Source organism: Oligella ureolytica DSM 18253 (assembly GCF_000373745.1).
GTDB classification, from domain to species: domain Bacteria; phylum Pseudomonadota; class Gammaproteobacteria; order Burkholderiales; family Burkholderiaceae_B; genus Oligella; species Oligella ureolytica.
In genome coordinates this window covers 33,625-49,147 of sequence record NZ_KB892324.1, presented here as the reverse complement: position 1 = coordinate 49,147, position 15,523 = coordinate 33,625, and the positions used below count along the sequence as shown (strand labels likewise).

At 46.6% G+C, this 15,523-nt stretch carries 15 protein-coding genes and 1 pseudogene; 11 read left to right on the top strand and 5 right to left on the bottom strand.

The annotated features are described in order from the left end of the window. Nucleotides 1-153 precede the first annotated feature (153 nt). Nucleotides 154-735: pseudogene (locus tag B092_RS0110280) on the bottom strand (RNA pyrophosphohydrolase); the annotation flags it as partial. A 224-nt stretch (nt 736-959) separates the two neighbouring features. On the opposite strand from B092_RS0110280, the gene B092_RS0110275 reads away from it, so the two are divergent. The 10 genes from B092_RS0110275 to B092_RS0110225 all read left to right on the top strand — a co-directional run bounded on the left by B092_RS0110275 (nt 960) and on the right by B092_RS0110225 (nt 9,771). After that, a complete protein-coding gene (locus B092_RS0110275; protein ID WP_018575154.1) occupies nt 960-2,699 on the top strand; it encodes a proline--tRNA ligase in 1,740 nt (579 codons plus the stop codon). Nucleotides 2,700-2,770: 71 nt separating this feature from the next. Then, nucleotides 2,771-3,211, top strand: a complete 441-nt coding sequence (ybgC, locus tag B092_RS0110270; protein WP_018575153.1) for a tol-pal system-associated acyl-CoA thioesterase — start codon at nt 2,771-2,773, stop codon at nt 3,209-3,211. 14 nt (nt 3,212-3,225) lie between these two features. Further along, nucleotides 3,226-3,903 (top strand): protein TolQ, encoded by a 678-nt coding sequence (gene tolQ / locus B092_RS0110265; RefSeq protein WP_026253730.1) that lies wholly within the window; start codon nt 3,226-3,228, stop codon nt 3,901-3,903. Between the two features lies 1 nt (nt 3,904). Further along, nucleotides 3,905-4,345: a protein TolR gene (gene tolR, locus B092_RS0110260; protein ID WP_018575151.1), complete on the top strand. Its 441-nt coding sequence runs from the start codon at nt 3,905-3,907 to the stop codon at nt 4,343-4,345. Between the two features lie 12 nt (nt 4,346-4,357). Next, on the top strand, nt 4,358-5,539 hold the full coding sequence (tolA, locus tag B092_RS0110255; protein ID WP_018575150.1) for a cell envelope integrity protein TolA: 1,182 nt from the start codon (nt 4,358-4,360) through the stop codon (nt 5,537-5,539). Between the two features lie 51 nt (nt 5,540-5,590). After that, nucleotides 5,591-5,926 carry a TonB C-terminal domain-containing protein gene (locus B092_RS0110250; protein ID WP_018575149.1) on the top strand — a complete coding sequence of 112 codons (336 nt, stop codon included), beginning with the start codon at nt 5,591-5,593 and terminating at the stop codon, nt 5,924-5,926. Nucleotides 5,927-6,001: 75 nt separating this feature from the next. Then, nucleotides 6,002-7,285, top strand: a complete 1,284-nt coding sequence (gene tolB, locus B092_RS0110245; RefSeq protein ID WP_018575148.1) for a Tol-Pal system beta propeller repeat protein TolB — start codon at nt 6,002-6,004, stop codon at nt 7,283-7,285. 287 nt (nt 7,286-7,572) lie between these two features. Then, nucleotides 7,573-8,058 (top strand): peptidoglycan-associated lipoprotein Pal, encoded by a 486-nt coding sequence (gene pal / locus B092_RS0110240; protein ID WP_018575147.1) that lies wholly within the window; start codon nt 7,573-7,575, stop codon nt 8,056-8,058. 200 nt (nt 8,059-8,258) lie between these two features. Continuing rightward, on the top strand, nt 8,259-8,924 hold the full coding sequence (gene ybgF / locus B092_RS0110230; RefSeq protein WP_018575145.1) for a tol-pal system protein YbgF: 666 nt from the start codon (nt 8,259-8,261) through the stop codon (nt 8,922-8,924). Between the two features lie 52 nt (nt 8,925-8,976). Beyond that, nucleotides 8,977-9,771, top strand: a complete 795-nt coding sequence (locus B092_RS0110225; protein WP_018575144.1) for an alpha/beta fold hydrolase — start codon at nt 8,977-8,979, stop codon at nt 9,769-9,771. Nucleotides 9,772-9,819: 48 nt separating this feature from the next. Here B092_RS0110225 and B092_RS0110220 read toward each other — a convergent pair whose 3' ends face one another. After that, entirely contained in the window at nt 9,820-10,350 is a 531-nt protein-coding gene (locus B092_RS0110220; RefSeq protein ID WP_018575143.1) for a copper chaperone PCu(A)C, read from the bottom strand. Between the two features lie 84 nt (nt 10,351-10,434). Between B092_RS0110220 and mnmM the strand changes: the two genes are divergently transcribed. Further along, nucleotides 10,435-11,049: a tRNA 5-(aminomethyl)-2-thiouridylate-methyltransferase MnmM gene (gene mnmM, locus B092_RS0110215; protein WP_018575142.1), complete on the top strand. Its 615-nt coding sequence runs from the start codon at nt 10,435-10,437 to the stop codon at nt 11,047-11,049. Here the strand turns inward: mnmM and ubiM are convergent. The 3 genes from ubiM to B092_RS0110200 all read right to left on the bottom strand — a co-directional run bounded on the left by ubiM (nt 11,035) and on the right by B092_RS0110200 (nt 15,513). Next, nucleotides 11,035-12,234, bottom strand: coding sequence for a 5-demethoxyubiquinol-8 5-hydroxylase UbiM (gene ubiM / locus B092_RS0110210; protein ID WP_018575141.1), 1,200 nt, complete (start codon nt 12,232-12,234; stop codon nt 11,035-11,037). The genes mnmM and ubiM overlap by 15 nt on opposite strands. 136 nt (nt 12,235-12,370) lie before the next feature. Further along, nucleotides 12,371-14,491, bottom strand: a complete 2,121-nt coding sequence (locus tag B092_RS0110205; protein WP_018575140.1) for a UvrD-helicase domain-containing protein — start codon at nt 14,489-14,491, stop codon at nt 12,371-12,373. Nucleotides 14,492-14,520: 29 nt separating this feature from the next. Next, on the bottom strand, nt 14,521-15,513 hold the full coding sequence (locus tag B092_RS0110200) for an asparaginase (protein WP_018575139.1): 993 nt from the start codon (nt 15,511-15,513) through the stop codon (nt 14,521-14,523). Between the last annotated feature and the right edge of the window lie 10 nt (nt 15,514-15,523).

Below are 15,523 nucleotides of genomic sequence, written 5' to 3'. Positions count from 1 at the left end.
AATCTCAAGCTTACAACCACTTAGTGTGGTTTAAGATTTTACTATCCGCTTACTCTTATTTCGACGTCGCAAATAGTTCTGATTGCGTTTCGGTGATTTGGCTGCAAGCTTTTTAGGTGCACCCTGAGCCCCTAAAGACTTAGAACCCTCAGTAGGCTCAACGTTGGTCTTGGTCTTGACACGGACGTTGATTTCAGTGGTGACGCTAACGCTAAGTGACGTCACCTTGTAGAGCTGAGTACGCGGCCGTCGTCGCTTCATCTCCTGAGGCAGCAGCGGCACCAACTCATCGAGTGCGTTTCTGTAAACATCGCGCTTAAACTCAATCACTGCATCTAAAGGCACCCAGAAAGGATGCCATTTCCAGGCATCAAACTCCGGGGTTGGGCTTGTTCTAAGACTAATACTCGAGTCCCGAGCTTCCAATCTTAATAAAAACCAAATCTGCTTCTGTCCCTTATATATTCCTTTTGAGTCCCGACGAATAAAATGGTCGGGCACGTTATAGCGTAGCCAAGTACGCGTTCGCCCTAAAATTCTTACATGCTCAGGTTTTAAACCAATTTCCTCATAAAGCTCTCTATACATCGCTTTTGTAGGGCTCTCACCTCGTTGAATGCCCCCCTGAGGAAATTGCCAAGACTTTTCTCTTATTCGTTTCGCCCAAAAAACCTCATTATTTTGGTTGAGCAGAATAATTCCAACATTAGGGCGGTAACCATCTCGATCCAACATGAGGTTCCACCTATAATCAATTCCGTTACATTAAATTATACGGTTCTTTTTGTAAGTGACACCAAAACTGCCCAAAAAGAGAAATTTAAGCTCATTCATTCTCATTCTCAGCGTGTTTTTTTTAAATTCCACTCAACTCCAGAGGACGCACGCCCATATTAGAAATACAATGTAAAATTCGGTCTAAACTACTGATCTAAGACAATTAATCTAAAAACACATCTATGTTAGCGTCAAAATTTCATATTAATACATTAAAAGAAGCGCCTGCTGAAGCAGAAGTTGTCAGCCACAAACTGATGATGCGCGCCGGTATGATTCGCCGTCTAGCTGGCGGTATCTACACCTACATGCCTTTAGCATTACGGTCATTACGCAAAATTGAAAACATCGTCCGCGAGGAGATGAACCACGCGGGGGCACTTGAATTATTAATGCCGGTTGTACAGCCTGCCGAACTATGGCAGGAGTCAGGTCGCTGGGAAGCCTACGGTCCTGAGCTGTTACGCTTCAAGGATCGCCATCAACGCGACTTTATCATACAGCCTACGTCCGAAGAGGTAGTGACCGATATTGCCCGCAACGAAATCCAAAGCTGGCGCCAGCTACCGGTCAACTTCTACCATATTCAGACCAAATTCCGCGATGAACGCCGTCCTCGCTTTGGCCTCATGCGTGGTCGTGAGTTCACTATGAAAGACGCCTATTCTTTTGACAAGGATGAAGCCGGCGCCGGTATCTCTTACGACAAAATGTACGATGCCTATGTGCGCATTTTCACCCGCTTGGGCCTAGATTTCAGAGCCGTTGCCGCAGACACCGGCGCGATTGGCGGTTCACGCAGCCATGAATTCCAAGTCATTGCCGATACAGGTGAAGACGAAATCGTTTATTCTCCAAACTCTGACTACGCTGCCAATATCGAATTAGCTGAAGCCACCTGCTTAATCCCTGAACGCGCTGAAGCAACAGAGGAATTAGCAGAGGTTCACACTCCTAACGCTAACAAATGCGAACTCGTTGCCGGTCAACTGGAGTTACCTTTAGCTCAAACTGTTAAATCTGTCGTCTACCACACGACAGATGATGATGGCAAGGATCAAATCTGCTTGCTATTAGTTCGTGGTGATCACGATGTTAACGAGGTTAAAGCGTCTAAATTAGATGCCCTGAAAAACGGCTACCGCTTAGCAACCGAGGACGAAATCCGTGAGTATTTCGGTACGAACCCGGGCTTTTTAGGCCCTATCAACACCTTGAAGCCTGTTCAAGTTATTGCCGACCGCACCGTTGCCAACATGAGCGACTGGGTCTGTGGTGCCAACAAAGAAGACTACCATTTACGTGGTGTCAACTGGGGCCGTGACTTAGTTGAACCAATTATCGCTGATATTCGTAACGTCGTTGCCGGCGATCCGACACTTGACGGAACCGGCACACTAGCCATTCAGCGTGGTATTGAAGTGGGCCACGTTTTCTTTTTAGGTGACACCTACTCTAAGGCTCTAAACGCAACCTTCTTAAACGAGCAAGGCAAGGCGGAGTATTTACAGATGGGCTGTTACGGTATTGGTGTTAGCCGTATTGCTGCCGCTGCGATCGAACAAAACCATGATGATAAGGGGATTATCTGGCCAATTAGCATGGCGCCTTTTGAAGTAGTGATCTGCCCAATTGGCTGGGGTAAGAGTGAGGCTGTCCGCACAAAAGCAACCGAACTTTACAACGCCCTACTCAAAGCAGGTGTAGACGTCGTACTTGACGACCGCGACAGTCGCCCCGGCGTGATGTTCTCTGAGTGGGAGTTAATCGGTGTGCCAATCCGTGTCACCATCGGCGATCGTGGTTTAGCCAACGAGGAAGTCGAGGTTCAATTGCGTGCCGCTGCTGAATCTGAAAAGGTGAGTGTCACTGACTTAAATGCTTACGTTTTAAATCTTTATCAACAGCTAAAAAATCAGTAATATAACCCTTTATTTAATGTCTACCCCGTTAATTTTACAGGGTAGACTATGACTAACTTGACCAATTGTCTATGAGCGATATTCAATCACCACAAGGCCAAAGCAACACCTTTATTCTGCCTATACGTGTGTACTACGAAGACACCGACGCAGGTGGTGTGGTCTTTTATGCTAACTATCTAAAGTTCTTTGAGCGCGCTCGAACCGAATGGCTGCGTACACTAGGTGTCAATCAAGCTAAGTTAGCTGAAGAGCAACAGCGTATTTTTGTTGTTGTTGGCACCCAAGTTCGCTACCGCAGTCCGGCCCGTTTGGATGATCTTTTAAACATCAAGACAAGATTAACTAAGGTCGGTAATTCATCATGCACTTTTGAACAAATCGCGGAACGAAACGGCGAAGTACTTGTCAAAAGTTCCATTCAGGTTTGTTGTGTAGACTCTCAACGTTTTAAGCCAGCCCCTATTCCGGCTGATATTCGTAGTTTATTTCTTTCTGTTCAGGATAATTAATCGCTATGCCACCGATCGAAACACAAGACTCTATGTCGGTTATTTCACTTATTCTTAATGCTAGTTTGCCTGTGCAAATTATCATGCTGATATTAGTTATTGCTTCTGTATTATCTTGGGCAATCATCATCAGCAAATACCTTCAAGTCAAGCGTGCGATGAGCCAAACCCGTGCGTTTGAGCAAGACTTTTGGCAAAGCAAGGAGCTCTCCGATTTGCATCAGCGCGTCAGTAGAGATTTAGACCAGAGCGGCCCCTTAGCACGTATTTTTAATGCCGGTATGGGTGAGTTTCTACGTAGCCGCCGCAATGCCCAAGGCGACAGCGACCTAATTGTCGATGGCACCTATCGCGCTATGCAAGCAACCACTCAACGTGAGCTTGACAGCTTGGACACCAAGCTTAACTTCTTGGCATCAACAGGTTCTGTCAGTCCATACATCGGCTTATTAGGCACAGTATGGGGTATTATGCATTCATTTATCGGGCTATCCACAGCAACTAACGCTACATTAAGTGCTGTCGCTCCGGGTATCGCTGAAGCCTTAATCGCCACAGCCATCGGTTTATTTGCAGCGATCCCTGCGGTGTTGGCCTACAACTATTTCACCACCGAAAACGACAAAATTGCCAGCCGTTTCGACAGTTTTTCTGACGAACTTTTAAATATTTTACAACGCCAGCTTCGCTAAAATGAAAGTTTATAAACGTCGTCGCCAGCGCGGTACGCGCCGTACAAATGAGATGAATGTAGTACCCTACATTGACGTCATGCTGGTGCTACTAGTTATTTTTATGGTGACCGCCCCTATGATTACCCCCGGGGTGGTTAATTTACCGTCCGTCGGTCAAGCCACCGAGGTTCCTGCTACACCCGTAGAAATCCAGGTCTCTGAAGATGGCAGTCTCAGCATTCGCTTACGCAATGCAGGCTCAGAGTTTCAGGACATTGCCAAAGACGAGCTACTCAGTGAGGTACAAATGCTTGTTCAGCAGCCGGATACACCCGTAGTCATTGCGGCTGACGGCAAGGTTCCTTATGAGGAAGTTATGCAGATCATGGATACTTTGCGCTCTAACGGCGTTACTCGCCTAGCCTTGATGGTTAATCAAACAAAGAGCAATAACGAGTAGTTAATATAGTCAATGAGTAAGTTTGAGAACCCTAACGAGTACTATGAACGCAGCGACAACTCCAAAGGCCTGATAGGCTCTTTGGTGTTTCATACTGCCATTGTCATACTCATTATTGTCAGCCTGTTACTGAAGCCTGAGCAAGCTGCTGGTCCTATTCAGCTTGAGCTTTGGGCTGAGGGTACGGAGCAAATTCTCAAAGCGCCTACCGAAACAGCAACGATGAATCCGGCCGAGGAAGACACAGTCAACGAGGACGAGATAGATCCTGAACCGGAGCCTGCGCCCGAACCTGAACCTACGCCGGAAGCAGAGACCGAAGAGGCAGCACCTGAGCCTGAACCCGCTGTCACCCCACCGGTCGCTGAAAGCGTACCGCCTGCGGAGCAAGAAGATCCTGAAATCGCGCTCGAGAAAAAGCGCGAAGTGGAGCGACTCAAACGAGAAGAAGAGGAAAAACGTCAGCAGGAATTAGCTCGCAAGGAAGAACAGCGTCAGCAAGAACTTGCGCGCCAAGAGCAAGAGCGCAAAAAACGTGAGGCTGAAAAAGAACGTCAGCGAGAGTTAGCCCGTCAAGAGGAAGCTCGTAAAAAGCAAGAAGCGGAAGAAAAACGTCAGCAGGAGCTTGCTAAGCAAGAAGAAGCGCGCAAAAAGCGTGAAACCGAGGAAAAGCGCCAACAAGAACTTGCCAAACAGGAAGAAGAGCGCAAAAAAGAAGAGCAGCGAAAAGCGGCAGCTGAGAAAAAACGCTTAGCTGAACTCGAAGAAAAGAAAAAAGCTGAGGCCAAGGCGGCTGCCGATGCCAAAGCCGCGGCAGAAACCAAAGCCCAAGCCAATCGCCAAGGCGCGGATGTGCGTGGCGCAATGCGTGGTGATATCGCCAGTATTGCCGGTGTTCAAGGCGGTCGTAATGCCCAGAATCAACGCGGTGGTGGCGGTGGCAACAACGCAACAATCCAAGCCATTCAACGTTGTGTACAACCATTACTCCGTTTTGGAGGCAATCAACGCCTCACCGCGCATTATGAAGTAACGATCAATGCCAACTTAAAAGCGACCAACGCCAGAATCACCCGTCGTTCCGGTAATCCAGCTTTTGATAACGCAGTGGTTAATGCTCTAAAAGCCTGCCAAAACTACCCTGCAGCAATTCGCAGCTCGAAGTTTAGTGGCCATTTTAATTACACACGTTAGCACTAAGCATGTTTGCACGTTAACATCACGTAGATTATGGAGATGAAACCTATGATTAAAACAATAGCTACTACCACCCTCTTGGTCGCTTTTCTTGGTATTAACGTTGCTCATGCAGACACTGATAAAAATCATGAGCAATTAAACCAGACGATTCTTGAGTGCGCTCACGCAAAACTGCATTTTGCCTATAGACAAGATAACCTAAAAGCACACTACGAGGTGCTTGTGGACGATAAACTGCAGGCTAGCGACGCTCAAATCACCCACCCTTCGGGAGAAAAAGCCTTTGATCAGGCGGTTATCAAAGCGCTAAAAGACTGCCCGAAATACCCGGAAGCACTTCGTAACTCACGTTTTAATGGCGTTTTTAAATATACGCGCTAACTGTAAAAAACTTGTGTTAACTTAATTGATATTCAACCTTTAATCAAAGCATCTATTTTCAGGAGATGAACTGCTATGACTACAGCATTATTTCCACGCAAAGCTAAAAGCCTACGCACCAGCCTTTTTCGCGTAGCAGGTAGTATTATTACCTCTATTGCTTTAAGTTTAGGTATGGGCGCTGCTCATGCTCAGCTTTATGTGCCTCTTTCCTCTAGCGGACAAGAAAACTTTAAATACCCAATTACGGTAGCCAACTTTGCCGGTCCAAATGGCCAAGAAATCGCGGATGTCGTCGCAGCAGATTTAATTCGCTCCGGTGAGTTTGAGGTTAACCGAGTTGAAGCAGTCAGCACTGACTCAGCCGGCACCCCCAACTGGTCCGCCATCAATGCGCTAGAGATCTCAAGTCCGCTAGTGTATGGCTCCAGTACAGGCGGCACTGTTAATTACGGCCTTCTTGATCCGGTACAGCAAAGCATCATTGAAAGCAAAACGGTTACCGGTAGCAATGCTCGCCGCCAAGCCCACCGAGTCGCAGATGCAGTGTATGAAAACCAAACCGGCGTTCGGGGTGTGTTTTCTACGCGTTTAGCCTTTGTATCTGGTAAGCAATTATATGTATCTGATTCTGACGGCCAAGGAGCTCAGGTTGTTGCGTCTTCAAACTCATCCATCATTTCACCTAAATGGTCTCCTGATGGTCAGAAGCTTGCTTATGTGAGCTTCGAAAGCGGCAAGCCCGTCGTTTATGTACAAGACCTAGCCAGTGGCAATCGCACGGTAGCAGCAAACTTTAAAGGCAACAACAGCGCCCCGGCTTGGTCTCCTGATGGTAGCCAAATGGCGGTTGCACTCAGTAAGAATGGCCTATCAAATATTTTCATTATCAGTGCAGGCGGTGGCGAAAGTGCTCGTCAAATCACCAACTCAGCAGAAATTGATACTGAACCCTACTTCTTCCCTAACGGTAGCGGAATTATCTTTACCAGTGACCGTGGCGGCAGCCCGCAGATTTACCGTAGCGGCTTAAATGGCGGCAATGCAAGTAGAGTCACGTTTAATGGCTCACAAAACGTATCCGGTGCCATCTCGCCTGACGGTTTGCAACTAGTCAACTCCAGCCTTAGAGGTGGTGCCTACTCAATCGCTCTGACCAATCTTGGCGGCGGAGGCGACCAACTACTGACTCGAGGCCCCAATGATCTTTCACCAAGTTTTTCAGCAAATGGTATGCAAGTTCTTTACGTAAGCGGTTCTAACTTAGCTTTAGTTAATATCGATGGAACCAACCAACAAATCATCCCCAGCACAGTCAGCGGCATCAGCAGCGCAGACTGGGGACCATTTGTCGAATAAAAACTATCTGTAGCACTCAGTGAGGAGTTCTAAACAACACTTGTAGCAATATGTTGAAGTTTTTTTCACTGAGACGCAAAATATTTCACGATTTATTTCACCAAATGCTTTAAACCTGTTATATTCTTTAATTAAGAGGTAGTACGCTCTGTTGCATAGTCTGGCATTGGTGGACACAGTTAACTAGAACTCAATTTAGGCGGTATAGCGAACTGTTTTCAAGCTTTGCGACCACTGTTAGCTTGCAAAATAAAATTTTTAATTAATCATGAAAGAGGAGTTTTTACATGAAATCACGTATCGTAAAAACATTTGCTATTGCTGCTTTAGCAACAACATTAGCAGCGTGTAGCTCTACAAAAACAACAACTACTGACACCGGTACTACTGGCACTCAAACTGGTGCAGTAATGGATCCATTCAACCCTAACAGCCCACTAGCTCAACAACGCTCTGTATTCTTCGGCTTTGACCAGTACAATGTTGAAGAGCAGTACTTGCCTTTAGTTCAAATGCACGCTCAATACCTAGCTGCCAATGGCCAGCAACGTATCCGTATTGAGGGTAATACTGACGCCCGCGGTTCTTCTGAGTACAACTTAGCATTAGGTCAGCGTCGTTCAGTTGCCGTAGCTCAACAATTAGTTAACCGCGGTGTTAACGGTGCTCAAATTGAAGCAGTCAGCTTCGGTAAAGAGCGTCCTGCAGCCCAAGGTTGGTCTGAAGAAGCACACGCTCAAAACCGCCGTGCGGACATTAACTACATCCGCTAAGCACAACAGCACCGGTATTTAACTTACCTGATGTTGTAATAATGCCGCAGCTACTCAGTTGTGGCATTATTTTTGCAACAAACAGCAACATCTGTCGCTGCAATAAACACACTCTTTCTGCTAGGATAAAACTTAGCCTCATGTAGTGGCTTATAATCTATTTTGCGATCCAAACGATAAACCACCAAGGAATGTCAAGCATGTTAAAACGTCAACTCTCCTTATTAGTTTGTAGTACTGCACTTTTAGGAGCCGGCTTTACCACTCCGGCAGCAGCCTTTGAAGATGAAGATGCGAGACGAGCTATCTTAGAACTACGCTCACAACTTAAAATGGCCGGCTTATCACGCTTGGAGCTATCAAATCAAATTCAAGCATTACAAAAAGAAGTCGCTCAGTTGCGCGGTCAGTTAGAGAGCATCAATCACTCTGCTACGCAGGCGTCAGTTGAACAAGACTACTATGACTTCGGCCCTAACCCGCAGGTTGGCGATCCTAATGAGCAGCGTGACTATGACAACGCGATCAACCTGTTCCGCCAAGGCGAATACGAAACAGCGGCACAAGCTCTTAATAACTTTGCCAATACCTATCCTAATAGCGTATTGACTCCTAGTGCCCGCTTCTACGAGGGCAGCAGCTATTATGCTACGCGCGACTTCCAGGGTTCCATCAGTCGTTTAGAGCGTATGGTTAGCAGCTACCCACAAGACCCCCAAGCAGGTGATGCGCTACTGGTCGTAGCGGGCAGCCAACTCGAACTAAATAACATCGAAGGCTCCAAAGAAACCTTACGACGCGTTATTAGCCAGTACCCTAACTCTCCGGCAGCCGATACCGCTGAAGAGCGTTTAAAAATGTACTAAGCACAAATAAGCATTAAAGACAGCAAAACTTAAAGATCAAAGCATATTCAGCGTGTCACAACTAAAAGAAGTTAGTATTAACGGCCTGACCCAAGCCTTTATTGATGAGGGCAATGGTGAGGCCGTCTTGTTAATCCATGGCTCACTTTGCGATTATCGCTACTGGCGTTGGCAGGAAACCGCACTTGCTGCCGAGTGTCGTCTTATCATCCCAAGCCTGAGGCACTATTGGCCTGTCACACAGCCAGAATCTAATGGGTTTAGTGCCGAGCAGCATGCAGCCGATTTACTGTCCCTACTTAACCATTTAGATCTTGAAAAAGCGCATATCCTAGGCCATTCAAGGGGAGCAGCTGTTGCCGTTCGTATGGCTCAACAAGCACCTGAGAAGATAGCCTCTCTTATCCTTGCCGATCCCGGCTTACGCACGCCTGATGAACTCGAAGCGAGTATTTATACCAAAGCCTACGCACTCACCATGATTGTTTCCGGTGCAGTAGACGATGGTTTAGAAATTTTTATTGATTCAGTCAGTGGTGAAGGTACGTGGCACAAAATGGTGCCTTGGTTTAAGCGCATGGTACGCGACAATGCTGAGACCCTGGTGTTACAACAAAATGAACCGCCTGTACTTTTTGATAGGGATGAGCTCGCCCCACTCGGTCAACTCAACATTAGCCTAATTGGTGGCGGTCAAAGCCCCGAACCATTTCCTCACATCATTGAGGAGCTTTCAAAGCTATGGCCAAAAACAGCAGTACACATCCTGGACAAAGCCACCCACGGCATGAATCTAGCCATGCCGCAGGCCTTTAATCAAATTGTACTGGAGCATATCGGCGCTTAAATTCCTGCACCGATATGTATAGCTATCAGCAGATAAGCGTAGCGCTAATTAGCCTTCAAATGATAAAGAATTTATTGGCTTGACTAAGCACTCAGTACTGGCCACCCGCTCGCCTTCAAACTTAAACTGCAAATTCACCGTATCGCCAACAGCTACTGCATCATCTGATTCTGCGGTCAGCATGACGTGATTGCCTTTAGGCTCAAAACTGGCTGTTTGACCCGCCTCAATCACGACCTTATCGACCATGCTCATCTTACTTACACCATCAACCACCGTCGTCTCATGCAGCATCATATCAGTGAATTTATCCGCACGTACACCGACTAAGGCAATGCTTTCAGCGCCGGTATTTTTGATATCAAAATAAGCCGCAGAAGGACGGGCACCGGGCACTAAACGGACCCAACAGCGCGAAAACTCAACGTCACTTAACTCCTTTTCGTGGCCACTAAACTCAACCTGCGCATGCTCACCATGATGATGTAGATGCTCGTGTTGGTGGTGCTGATGAGCGTATGCAGTAAACGCCATCGTAACAGCAGCCATTCCTGCCAAGACAAACTTAGTATTTTTCACTTCCTTACTCCTTAGTCAGAACGTATAAGTTTTGATACTATATAGCAACTACCATTCTAAAACCACTTATTTCTAATCGACACGATGAGCACCGACAAACAGGTAAAGCACAGTTTTGGCAAAGGACCTTTCATTTTTGAGCAGATCATTCACTTTGCAGACAGCCTAGCCAAAAGGTCCATCAAGCCCGAAGACACGGTTATCGATGCAACCATGGGCAATGGTTATGACACGGTCAAATTAGCACAGTGGGTGGGTCCCAATGGCCTTGTACATGCCTTTGATATCCAGCCTCAAGCATTGCAAAGAACCCAAGAGCGATTACAAGAGCACAATTTATTAGAGCGCTGCAAATTGCATTTACGCGGCCACCAATTTATGGCGGACACCGTCAATGACGAAGTGTCCGTGGTACTTTTTAATCTCGGGTATTTACCGGGTCAAGACAAGCTAATCACCACAGAAGTTGATACCACGCTACTCGCGATCGAACAGGCGCTGACGCTACTAAAAGAGAGCGGCGTATTAATTATTGTGGTTTATCCGGGCCACGAACAAGGCCGCGTTGAGCAGGATGCACTCAACCATTGGATTAAGCAAGTGGATACAAGACGGTACAGAAGCCTGCGTTATCAGTTTGAAAACACCGCAGCTCCTGCACCTTATGTGTTGGCCGTAGAAAAACTAAAAACCAGTTAATTGACGGCTAATAAGAAACTTCACCGGTGGTAGGTTATTACTTAATCGCACCACCGCTGAACGTAGGAAACGCGCAGGTGTTTGCTCATTTGTAAAAAGCTTCACGATAGCATTGGTACCATGAAACAAGAACAAGGTATGCGGCATATGCTTACGTTCGTAGCGCTTAAGGACCTCTTGTGAAGAGAAATCCTCACCACAAGCATGGGCCTCACTAATCACTGTTGCTAAGATATCTGCACCGGCAAGGCCAAGATTAAACCCATGAGCAGTGACCGGGTGCATACCCACAGAGGCATCACCAATCAACGCGCTACGCTCAGCCACAAAGCTTCTGGCGTGCACCCCCACTAAAGGATAGCTATGCACATCACTAATCACCTTCATCTCGCCAAAGCGATTACTGAGCATACGCATCATCTCTGCGCCCAACTGTTCTCGACTCAGGCCAAGAATCTCCTGGGCACGATGAGAGTCAATGGTCACCACACAATTTGTCATATAGTCGCCCAAAGGTAATAAAGCCAAGGTTCGACCGTAGAAGAAACACTCAGTCGCAGTTTCGTTGTTAGGCAACGTATGCTCGGTACGGAAGACCATCACTGTGCGTCCGAAATCATGCATATCGGTTGAGATACCTAACTGGCGACGTGTATTAGAAAATCGACTATCGGCAGCAATCAATACTTTGGCTGTCAGGACCTTACCGTCTTCTAAGGTAACAGTAGTTTTTTGTGCATCGGTTGTGACCTTAACCACGCCTTGGCCCGTTTGAAAGTTCACATTGTCAAAATGCTTGATCGAATCATAGGCTGAACGACGAATATTATGGTTAGAAATTAAATAGCCCAAAGTGTCAATCTCACGCCCACGCACTTTTTTGGGGTGTGGAAAACTGAGAGAATAATCTGACTCGCCATTAAGCACATGAGCTTCACGCAAGAAATAAATCTCGTCATCGGGCACTCGCTGCCACATATCGAGCTTTTGCATAATATCGCGAGAGGTATGGGTCAATGCAATTTCACGACCATCATAAGGTGGGTCAGCCAACACCGACTCCGGGCTTTTTTCGATCAACGTCACTCTTAAGCCGCTAGGAGCCACGCCTCGAGCAAAACTAATACCCGCGGGACCCGCACCAATCACAATGATATCGCTATCTAATTGATTTTCTTGTATCATCAAAAATCCTCTATCTGCTCGATTGAGCCTATTTTATTTTTCTACTCATACTAAATATGAGTTTAACAAAGCCTAGCCAACTACGGGCAATAAGGACAATCCTGTTATGGTCTTTTCATTGCGTCCAGTCAAATGATTAACTGTTTTTTTGAGTCAACATTTCTCTCAGACGCATCAGACGTTCTTGGGGTGACATGCCTTGAAATGGATACTTTTCCACTTCAACACCACTCTCCAAACCCATCTCCACAATAAATCGTGAAGGCTCACAAATAATGTCCTCACGCGCACGCCGACGCTTTTTACACCAAGTCACAGTGAGGTGCTTCTGCGCCCTCGTAATCGCCACATACATCAAGCGACGCTCTTCTTGGATACGATCGCTATAGCCGCCATCTTCTTTGTTAGGGTCACCGTATTCGTCATCTTTGCCCAAGTGTGGCAAGAGCCCCTCTTCAGCACCGATAAGATGCACATAGGGATACTCTAAGCCCTTAGAGGCATGCACTGTGCTCAGCTTGACTGCATCAATCTCTTCCTCGTCCTCACTGCGCTCCAACATCGTAATCAAGGCGATACGCTGCACTAACTGCATAAAATCCATATCCTCTTCGAGGGCTTTGCTTTTTAACCAAGTAATGAGCTCTTGGACATTTTGCCAGCGGGATAAAGCACTTCGCTCCTCTAGCGTCTCGTATAAATAACGCTCATAATTGATAAAAGACATCAACTCATCTAAAAGCGCCGGTGCTTTACGCTCTTCGCTACGATACAACTCAGGATTACTCAATAAATCAACCGCCCGCACCGGCGAACGACCACGATTCGCCTGCCATCTGATATTTTCTATGACATGAGCAAAAGAGCGCAAGGCTTGAAATTGCTTTTCATTAATATGATTGATCAGTTCATCTTCAAAAATGGCTTCATAAAGACTAACTCCCTTAGCAGACGCCAACTCACCAAGACCGGTAAGTGTTGCCTGACCAATGCCACGTTTTGGTGTGGTCACTGCGCGGATAAATGCCGGATCATCCTCTTCATTAACGAGCAACCGCAGATACGCTAAGATATCGCGCACCTCGGCCTTATCAAAAAAACTTTGACCACCGGCAATCACATAAGGTATATGCATTTCCCTAAATGCCTGCTCAATCACCCGAGCCTGGTGATTACCACGATAAAGCACGGCAAAGTCTTTCCAATCTGCTCGCTGCTGGAACCGCGCTTGAGTAATGCGCATAGCGACTGTCTCAGCCTCCGCCTTGTCATTTTCCATCTTCACCACTTGAACCGGCGACCCTTCTTCAAAAGCCGACCACAGCTTTTTAGAAAAGACATTGGGATTATGAGCAATCACATTATTTGCTGCTTCTAAAATCCGCCCTACGGAGCGATAGTTTTGCTCTAACTTAATTAATTTAATTTTCTGATAATCTGTCATCAAGCGCGAGAGATTTTCTACCGTCGCACCACGCCAAGCATAAATGGCTTGATCATCATCACCAACGGCGGTAAACATCTGACGAAAATCCGTGAGTAACTTAACCCACTCATACTGACAAGCATTGGTGTCTTGATACTCATCGACCAGCAAATACGTAATACGCTTTTGCCAACGCTCACGCACTTCCTCATGCTCACGCATCAACATCACCGGCAATAAAATCAAATCATCAAAATCCACTGCCTGATAAGCTTTTAGCGTTGCCTCATAACTGCGATAGAGCTTAGCCGCATCCTGTTCATCAGGCGTTTGAGCAAGGGTTTCTGCCTGGTCCGGCATAATTAGCTGGTTTTTCCACAAAGAGATAACCTGCTGAACTGCGCGAATACGCCCTTTATCTGTCGTACTCAGCATTTCTTGAATGATACTCGCCGCATCCGTCGCATCTAAAATTGAAAAACCGCGCTTAAGCCCGGCGAATTGCGCTTCTTCCCTTAAAAACCGCACGCCTAGCGCATGGAAGGTACACACCGTCAGCCCTTTGATTAAGCTCGGTTCAACTAAAGGTTTTAAGCGCTCGACCATCTCTTTGGCCGCTTTATTGGTAAATGTCAACGCCAGCACGCCTTTGGCGCTATAACCACAGGTATTGAGTAAATAAGCGATTTTTTGAGTGATCACTCGTGTCTTACCACTTCCTGCCCCCGCCAACACCAGACAAGGACCATCCAAATACAGCACGGCCTCCTGCTGCATTGGATTAAGACCTTGAATTTGAGTGCTCAAAGAAGCGAAAGGAGGCGTCGACATACAAAAACTTTAAAAATATGATTTATTACTTAATAGCGATCAAAAAAGTCTTGAATGACTTCTATCTCTGTGCTTTTTGTTAGCGCTAACATCAGCAATATACGAGCTTTTTGCGGTGATAAATTACCCGCTGCGATTATTCTATTTTCTTGTAAATAGTGGCGTGGTGCCACTCGACCACTAGCTGCTCTGCTACTTTGTACAATTAACACACCTTGCGCATGTGCTGCCAATAACTGCTCATACTCGCCTGCTGTACCTAATCCCGGCGCAAAACCGGCACTGACAATACCACGACAGCCCGCTGCGACAAAAGCATCAACGGCTACACCATCGCTTCCCGCATAACTGTACAAAATATCTACTCGCGGTAAATCAGCACCAAGCTCTGCAAAATGAAAATCCGTGTTAATCGTATGAGGAGTCGTTAGTTGCCTATAAAAACAAAGTTTATCCGAGTCAACGTGACCCAACAAGCCAAAATCAGGACTGACAAAAGCCTGCAAACGATACGTTGAGCTTTTTGTGACATCACGCGCCGAATGTATTTCATCGTTGAGTACGACCAACACTCCTTGTTGCACTGCCTGAGACGACGCCGCCACACGTGTAGCCGCAACTAAATTCATTTTGGCGTCCGAACTCAAGGCACTGATAGGTCGCTGCGCCCCCACCAATACAACCGGCTTTGTCGTCTTTAAAACAAGATGTAAAAAATAGGCAGTCTCCTCAAGCGTACCTGTGCCGTGAGTGATAACAAAGCCATCAACATCCTGCTCATGCGCCATAATCAACTGAGCAATTCGCAGCCATTGCTTAGGACCGATAAGTGAGCTGCTGACTGCATCAAAATTTAGAGGCACCATCTCAGCAATACGCGTAAGCTCAGGCACTTGCTTAAGTAACTCCCGAACCTCATACTTTTGACCGATATCCGGATAATTCAAGACATCCAAGGTGTCATCTACAAACGAAGAGATAGTGCCGCCTGTACCAATCAAAGCAATTTTTGGATGATTCACTGTGTCATAC

Bases quoted from the DNA above. Each gene is read 5' to 3' on its own strand.
- B092_RS0110275 (WP_018575154.1), top strand. From the start codon at position 960: ATGTTAGCGTCAAAATTTCATATTAATACATTAAAAGAAGCGCCTGCT.
- ybgC (WP_018575153.1), top strand. From the start codon at position 2,771: ATGAGCGATATTCAATCACCACAAGGCCAAAGCAACACCTTTATTCTG.
- tolR (WP_018575151.1), top strand. From the start codon at position 3,905: ATGAAAGTTTATAAACGTCGTCGCCAGCGCGGTACGCGCCGTACAAAT.
- tolA (WP_018575150.1), top strand. From the start codon at position 4,358: ATGAGTAAGTTTGAGAACCCTAACGAGTACTATGAACGCAGCGACAAC.
- B092_RS0110250 (WP_018575149.1), top strand. From the start codon at position 5,591: ATGATTAAAACAATAGCTACTACCACCCTCTTGGTCGCTTTTCTTGGT.
- tolB (WP_018575148.1), top strand. From the start codon at position 6,002: ATGACTACAGCATTATTTCCACGCAAAGCTAAAAGCCTACGCACCAGC.
- pal (WP_018575147.1), top strand. From the start codon at position 7,573: ATGAAATCACGTATCGTAAAAACATTTGCTATTGCTGCTTTAGCAACA.
- ybgF (WP_018575145.1), top strand. From the start codon at position 8,259: ATGTTAAAACGTCAACTCTCCTTATTAGTTTGTAGTACTGCACTTTTA.
- mnmM (WP_018575142.1), top strand. From the start codon at position 10,435: ATGAGCACCGACAAACAGGTAAAGCACAGTTTTGGCAAAGGACCTTTC.
- ubiM (WP_018575141.1), bottom strand. From the start codon at position 12,234: ATGATACAAGAAAATCAATTAGATAGCGATATCATTGTGATTGGTGCG.
- B092_RS0110205 (WP_018575140.1), bottom strand. From the start codon at position 14,491: ATGTCGACGCCTCCTTTCGCTTCTTTGAGCACTCAAATTCAAGGTCTT.